The sequence below is a fragment of the Vibrio sp. V03_P4A6T147 genome (assembly GCF_002241085.1).
Taxonomy (GTDB): Bacteria; Pseudomonadota; Gammaproteobacteria; order Enterobacterales; family Vibrionaceae; genus Vibrio; species Vibrio anguillarum.
Genome location: NZ_NDIO01000389.1, coordinates 1 through 7,594 on the forward strand (window position 1 = coordinate 1; position 7,594 = coordinate 7,594).

Annotated in this window: 5 protein-coding genes and 1 tRNA gene; 2 read left to right on the plus strand and 4 right to left on the minus strand. The window is 47.2% G+C overall.

Translation table 11 applies throughout. The features are described from left to right. Positions 1 to 195 precede the first annotated feature (195 nt). Positions 196 to 1,527, minus strand: coding sequence for a ferric reductase-like transmembrane domain-containing protein (locus B9J84_RS14785; protein WP_179217577.1), 1,332 nt, complete (start codon positions 1,525 to 1,527; stop codon positions 196 to 198). A gap of 332 nt (positions 1,528 to 1,859) precedes the next feature. On the opposite strand from B9J84_RS14785, the gene B9J84_RS14790 reads away from it, so the two are divergent. Beyond that, a complete protein-coding gene (locus B9J84_RS14790) occupies positions 1,860 to 2,273 on the plus strand; it encodes a VF530 family DNA-binding protein (protein WP_013857204.1) in 414 nt (137 codons plus the stop codon). 116 nt (positions 2,274 to 2,389) lie between these two features. Here the strand turns inward: B9J84_RS14790 and B9J84_RS14795 are convergent, their stop codons facing one another. Then, positions 2,390 to 3,496 (minus strand): M23 family metallopeptidase, encoded by a 1,107-nt coding sequence (locus tag B9J84_RS14795; RefSeq protein WP_081244912.1) that lies wholly within the window; start codon positions 3,494 to 3,496, stop codon positions 2,390 to 2,392. Positions 3,497 to 3,729: 233 nt separating this feature from the next. After that, positions 3,730 to 3,806: transfer RNA gene (locus B9J84_RS14800), tRNA-Arg, on the minus strand. 201 nt (positions 3,807 to 4,007) lie between these two features. Between B9J84_RS14800 and folD the strand changes: the two genes are divergently transcribed. Then, entirely contained in the window at positions 4,008 to 4,868 is an 861-nt protein-coding gene (gene folD, locus B9J84_RS14805) for a bifunctional methylenetetrahydrofolate dehydrogenase/methenyltetrahydrofolate cyclohydrolase FolD (protein ID WP_010317168.1), read from the plus strand. A 105-nt stretch (positions 4,869 to 4,973) separates the two neighbouring features. Here the strand turns inward: folD and B9J84_RS14810 are convergent, their stop codons facing one another. Then, entirely contained in the window at positions 4,974 to 7,514 is a 2,541-nt protein-coding gene (locus B9J84_RS14810) for an Ig-like domain-containing protein (protein ID WP_094124455.1), read from the minus strand. Positions 7,515 to 7,594: the final 80 nt, after the last annotated feature.

Here is a 7,594-nt window from a genome sequence, read left to right on the forward strand (position 1 = left end):
GCTTTATTGGTCAGTGCCATTGAAGCATACTGTGAGCAAGATCATAGTGAATAACATTGAAGTGCAATATGAATTTTATTCAAGTAAGTGACTTGATTTATCTATTCTTTTTCGCAAGGCCATTATCTGTTGTCCGTGCTGTTATTCGTGCTGTCATCCGTAAAAAATTGGGCTTGGTCATTTCACAAACCATGCTTAACGCATCATAAACAACTCTTCATGGAACTGAGCTTCAACGTCTACATGGTAAGGCTTCAACGCCTGTTTTAAAGTCCGTGAAAACGCAACAGGGCCACAAAAGAAAAACTCAAAACCGCTTAAATCACCACACTGGCGAGCAATAGTCTCGGCAGACAAATGCGGCGCAATGCTTGAATCAATCACTGTGAGGGAGACTCCTGCACGCAATGCTTTCTGCTTAAGCTCATCACACAGGGCTTGCTCTGCATGGTGGCAGCAGAAAAACAGATAAGTAGCCGGATGCGCTTTTACCGTGTGTAAATAATCTAACCCAGCCATAAATGGAGCAATGCCGACACCGCCACCAATCCAGACTTGTGGCCTATCACTATAAAACTCAAATCGTCCATATGGACCTTCGACCTCAATCGGCTCACCCACGGTAATTCTCTTATAAAGGCCAGTGGTAAAATCGCCGAGCTCTTTGATCAAAAATCGCAGCTCATTAGCCTCATTGTACGAAGCAATAGTAAACGGATGCGGCTCTTCGCCAACAAAACTCAAATAGGCAAACTGCCCTGCTTTGTGTCCGGGCCAAGGTTTCTCCATCTTAATTCTTAAATCTAACGTTTGGCTCGCTGCACAGTAGTGGCATGCGCTAATCTTCGCTGAATAACGTGCATTTCGGCCCACAAATCCAAGCAAACTGTAGACTGCTGCCGCGGAGCCAAGCGCAATAAACATCAACACTAACCAATAAATCGGCCAGCCCCAATACGCCTTTTTCAACAATAATACCGAATGCCCAGCCAGCAAAAGGTACACCACCGCCATCAAACGGTGCGATAAGCGAAACGGTTTGTATTTAATGGTTAGCCACAGTGATACACCCACCAGCAGCAATAATGAGTAGAACCCCCATTCGCCAATGGCTAACCCCATCGGGCGCATCTCTTTTACCCAAAGCGCAAAACCCGACAAGTTCCCCTGTGGGCCAGAGCCATTGAGCCGATTAGGTTTAGTCAGGAGCTCAAGTGCGATCATCCATTTCGGTATCTGGTAACAAAGCCAGTGAAATAAACCAAGCAACGTGGCCGAAATGCCCAGCCATTTGTGTATCCGATAACCTTTATCGATTCCTTGTGTCCACTGTTCAACAAGGGGCAAACGAAGCGCCAGCACCATAGCCAATGACATCGCCACAATGGCCAAAATGCCTGACCACTGGATAAAAGCCGATCGCCACTTGAAGAGGTTTTCAGACACCAAAAGCGTTGGCTCGGCTTGCATCCATAATACCGAGACAACCACCATCACAATCAATACCGTTTTGCTTACTCTGCTCATCACAATAACCACTTAAATATAAAGGTTATCTAAGAGTAACAATCACAACGTAAAGTAGATGAAGTAACAAGTAAATCTGTGTAAAGACGACAATCCAAGCTCTTTAAGCGCTATGTCCTTTTTATTGAACGCAGAAAAATCTGACCAATCAAACAACGCTGATCTTCCGCACGATAATCTTAGGGAGGGCCACTGAATTCTGTTAGAATGCGGCCCCTTAAACTAGCGTGTTAAGAGATGATCATTCGTGATGCCACGTTGTTTGAATAAAAAACCAACGAAAACCATACACCCCTGCTGGCCTCGGTTAGTGAACTACTTAGGAACTCGTTATGATGACTGAAGAAGAAAGAATTGAATTACAAAGAAATAACCCATTACACGGTCTTAAGTTAGAAACATTACTGCAAGAACTAGTGGATTTTTACGGTTGGGATATTCTCGATACGGCAATGCGTTTTAACTGCTTCCATACTAACCCATCGGTTGCCAGCAGCGTGAAATATCTCAATAAAACCGATTGGGCGAGAGAGAAAGTAGAAAACTTCTACCTCTATCGCTTTAAACGTATGCCACGCGCTTCAGCTGAAGAATATGATCTGCCACCGCGCGCGCGCACTTTCCCACATGGCCTCAAACCTAAAGAGCCAATGGAGCTGACGGTTGATTCCATTTTAAACTCACAGGCTAAAGCGGCTTCTGCCCATAAAGAGCGTTCCGCACGTAACCGTTCGTTTCGTCGTTAAAGAACGATAAGTCAGTGATCGGCTCACGACACAACAAATCGGTTGAGCACAAAATGAATGTTGGTGTAAGAGAACCTTGCACCAACATTTTCCATCACAACATTTCAGCGTGAACCTTAATTATAAATAGGTTGCCATAAGCAGACTTTCTGCTGCTTACGTTGGTCATACAGCCATGTATATTGGCAATGATTATCGTAACTATATCGCCCAGTCTGAACCTTATATGGCCCAAAACTCACACCTTGTAAAGATTGAAAACGCCCTTGATAAAGCAATGAGAAGTGCAAGTGAGGGCCGGTGGACGATCCACCTTCACACAAAGCAATGGAACGCTGGTTAGCATAAACACCCAACTTACTGTCTTTCGTCACCCACTGATTATTCGCGACTTGGATTCCGTCCATATGGTAATAGTTCGTCGCCCAACCGTTTGGATGCGTCACGCGCAGTTGGCACCGAGACATCACCGACACGTAGCCATCATGCGCGGCCGTTACACTGTAAGTTGGCGCGCCCCAAGCTGGCCAATCGTAAGAAACGTCGATTGAAGAAAGCGGAAAGCCTGAACCACTGTGCGCATGCGTACCGTTAGGTATCCACTGATACCCTTTGCGCCATGGCCACTGCATAAACCCCTCACTAGGCGAAGCAATGAGGTTTCCCATACGCATAGGAGCTGGTGTGTTTTGTGGTTCGCTGAAAGCACCAAACCAAAGCTCATATTGCGATTTCCATAATGCCCAATCATCCACCCGATTCAATTGCTGCATGACCGCTAACGTCGCAGCATTGTATTGAAGAGCCGATGAACTTTCTTGATAGTGATAAAAACGCTGAGACAGTTGATTCGCAATATCTTTGATCTGCCGCTGTCTATCGTCCAAGCTTTGCTCCGAAGCACTCTCTTGTTCTAATAACGCTAAAGTGGTCAATAACACTCGAGGATCAACCCCCGTTGCCCCAGCCCAATGGCTAACTGACTCGACAAGCTCAAGCCAATGTGGCTGATGGGTGCCAATAAAATCTTCAATATTGAAAGGACGTTGATGAGGTCGAAAAACAAACTCATCATCGCTAATCAGAGAAAATGGCAGTTGACTCTCTGCAAGCTGCGCTTCGTTAAGCCGTGGAGTATCGACATCAGGATACAACTGATGGCTTACCACCATTGGGCTAAAACAGATAAACCATGTCACTAAAGAAGATTTGGTTAGATTCATTACGCACCCTCCATATGAATTAAATTTCACATAGAGTGTGGCACAAAATATTCGTGGGATAGCTAAGAAGGTGCGTTTTGCGAGGCCAGTAGGAGCAAGATGTAATAAGATGAAAGCGATGAAATTATCAACACTCTGCACAAAAGTACCATCGGAGTAAAAAACCGAACGGATGAACATGAAAAACAAAAGCCCCGACAACTTTTTGAGTTATCGGGGCTTTCTTGAATAAATGGCGCGCCCTGTAGGATTCGAACCTACGACCACATCCTTAGAAGGGACGTGCTCTATCCAGCTGAGCTAAGGGCGCGCTACAGGGACAGGATTATACGAGTTGAACTCCGTAAAGCAATCGCTTTCTCTAACATTCTGTTTCAAATGCCTAAAAAACTGCCATTCGCTAACCATGTGACGAAAAACAGAACAAAGCAAACGTTTGCTTATAGATGTTACTTTAAATATCTGCGACAATGCGCCCAAAAATATTTGCGACCAATGTGTAAGGAAAGCCATGACTGCTCAAAATATTGATGGGACACTCATCTCCCAGACGGTTCGCTCTGAAGTAGCGGCGCGGGTAAAAGCTCGCACTCAAGTGGGTCTTCGAGCTCCGGGGCTAGCGGTGGTGCTGGTGGGAGAAGATCCTGCGTCACAAGTGTATGTCGGCAGCAAACGTCGTGCTTGTGAAGAAGTGGGTTTTGTTTCAAAATCCTATGATCTTCCAGCCACTGCAGGTGAAGAGGAGCTACTGGCGTTAATCGATAAGCTCAATGCCGACCCTGAAATTGACGGCATTTTAGTGCAACTGCCCTTACCTGCTGGGATTGACACAACCCATGTGCTTGAACGCATTGTTCCTGAAAAAGATGTCGATGGTTTTCACCCTTACAATGTGGGCCGTTTAGCCCAACGCATTCCTAAACTGCGCTCTTGCACGCCCAAAGGGATCATCACTTTGCTTGAGCGCTATAACGTTCAACTGCGTGGTAAGCATGCGGTGATTGTGGGCGCATCCAATATTGTCGGCCGACCAATGACGTTAGAGCTGCTACTGGCTGGTTGCACCACAACCACATGCCATCGCTTCACTAAAGATTTAGAGCACCATGTTCGCCAAGCTGATTTGTTGGTGGTGGCCGTTGGTAAACCCAATTTTATTCCCGGTGCATGGATTAAAGAAGGTGCCGTGGTGATTGATGTGGGCATCAACCGCTTGGAGTCAGGCAAACTGATTGGCGATGTCGAGTACGATGTAGCGCGCACCAAAGCAAGCTTGATCACCCCTGTTCCGGGTGGGGTCGGGCCAATGACGGTGGCCAGTTTGATTGAAAACACCCTGTTGGCGTGCGAGCAATTTCACCCCAATAACTGATCTTGTTATTGATTATTGCTAGTGGTTATTGATAGCTATGATCAGCGAACCAAAAAGAACCCCAGCACTGCGCTGGGGTTCTTGCGTTATAAACCAACTTAGCCTTTATTGGGCATTATTCATTTGCGTCAGTTTGTTGCCTATTGGCGTAGAGAAATTGTAGCCGTCGTGTTCGTCCCAGTTAATAGACCATGTCATCACACCACCGTAGTTAGGGTAGTTGAAACTCGGTTTCACCGTCGCGCAAGAGGTTCCCTTGGTTAAGCAGTCCAACGCATCAAGAATGTTTTGCGTGGGCGCTTGCCCAGAGTTGGCAGAGCTCGGGCCAGAAGGCAAACCGATTGCAACTTGATCGTCACGCAGTGGTTCAAAGCGTGAACCATCGGCCAAATCAAACCCTTCTAACAGCATTTTTGATTGAGCGACCATCATATCCACCGAACCTTCAGGTGCTGCACCCGGTAGATAAGGGTTTGGTAACCCACCGTTGTTATAGAGCTGGACATGAAGTAGATCGAGTGTGTCACGAACCTCATTGATGATAGGAATATACGCTCCCCAAATGCCGCTATAAGCCACCATTCCTCCTTGAACATAAGGGTGTTCTGGTGCCATGGTCAGGTACATATCACCGCCGATGTTGGCTTCAATTTGCTTTAATGCCCGGCCCAAGCGCGCTTGAATTTGCGAGCCATGCATTAAGTTAGAACCACTTTCTAAATCAACATCCAAGCCATCAAAACCCCACTCTTTGATCAACGCCGTCAAACTATCAACAAAGTGCGCTTCATCACTGTCAGTATTGAGCGTAATGTTGCCTTCAGCGCCACCAAGTGACAAAACAAAAACTTTGCCTTTGGCTTGCAAGGCCGCCATATCTTGCTTGAACTGGGTAGCATCTAAGGCGGGACAGCTACTATGCGCATCGCCTGCGAAAAGATTGAAATGCACGGTTCCATTACTGTTGCGGTCATTATCGGCAAATGCAATATCGATCACATCCCACGCATCAGACATATCAGCGAGACGCATTGGGCAGCCAGCAGCATTGACAAAATTATGCCAGTAACCGATCAATTTGTGCTTTTTCTGTGTCTGTTCAACCACCTTCACGGCAGCTGCGTCTGACAATACACTACTGCCTGCATCATAAGCTTGCGCAGCCACTGTGTATTCGCCGATAGCCGTAGGTGTCCAAGTGTAGGCATAAGGCGCACTGGTATCAGTTGCGACCACCGCTCCATTCACTAAGAAATCGACTTTAGAAACAGCACCAGTGAGTGACGTCGCATTGGCAGCAATATTGACTGGTTTACCTAAACCGACGGTTTGCCCTGACGTTGGCGATGTTAACGACACCACTAACGCTTGATCGCTTACTGAAACGTTAATCTGACTTTCAGCGCTATTATTGTCATTATCGGTTGCGATGGCTTTGAGTGTGGTACTTCCGACCTTGCTCGCAACCCACTCAACCGAATAAGGCGCTTGGTTTACTACGCCAAGGCTCGTGCCATCAACAAGAAATTCCACTTGTACTACACTGCCATCGGCATCATTAGCTTGTGCGCTGAGCAGGATGGTAGAACCAGCCAGAATCACTTCATTGTCAACAGGGCTTGTCAATGAAACGGTAGGTGGCGTGGCACACGCGCCCATTCCTGTCCACGCTTCTTGCCAATAACTTCCTTTGCCCGGCTCATAGGCCCACGCTGAGCTAGAAGAACACCAACCTGCGATATCACAACGGAACTTTTGATTATTGTTTTGCACTAATTCGCCCGCAGCGTAACTGCTACCCGCCACATAGGTTGCTAAACCTGCACAACCACCACTTGAGCCTCCAGATACAACTAAGGCGACCTCTTGGCTATGAGTCGTTTGGTTATCATTATCCGTCGCTTTGGCTTTAAAGGTGTGAGAGCCTGAGACAGCAGTCCAATCGTGGGCATAAGGTTCTGAAGTATCTGAAGCGACGAGTTGTCCATCCACATAAAAATCAACTTGCGTGACGGTTCCATCCGAATCGGTGGCATTAGCGCTTAGCGTCAATGAGTCACCAGCCGCTAGCTGCTCAGCACCTATTGGGCTGGTTAAGGAGATGGACGGAGGCACTAAACCACCAACAGGCGTAACCGAGATGGTTGACGCGGTTGACGTAGTCGCACCCTGATTATCAGTGGCAATTGCAGTCACTTGGGTTGCGCCTAAAGCGGCAGTCCAATCGGTTTGGAAAGGCGCTTGTGTGATGACGGCGATCGACACGCCATCAATCAAAAATTCAACCTGTGCCACGCTACCATCGCTATCAGACGCGGTGGCTTGTAGCGTGATTAAGCTGCCTTGTGGGATTTGTGCATTATTGGCAGGAGAAACGAGATTTAGCGTGGGTGGAACATTGCCACCACCGCTGTCACACTGCCCGAGTGATAGCCAAAATGCCCAGGGGCCGTTATTGCTTGCAGGATCATTTCCCTGCGTCCAATAGTTAGCTTGATAGGCTGCGTTAGATTGCGTCACTTTATCGCCGGACGTATAAATGGCGGCCGTATCCCAAGAGCCCAAGCCATCACAGTTATAGGCTTGAGCTTGGTAGCTTATCCCTAACGTTGTAATAATGGCGGCTCTGAGTAGATAAGAACTCATTGTTCTCTCCTTTGCTTATGAATAATTAACCCGTTCCCAAGTAACTTGACGTGGTGGCCTGCAATACGTGAGATAAAGAC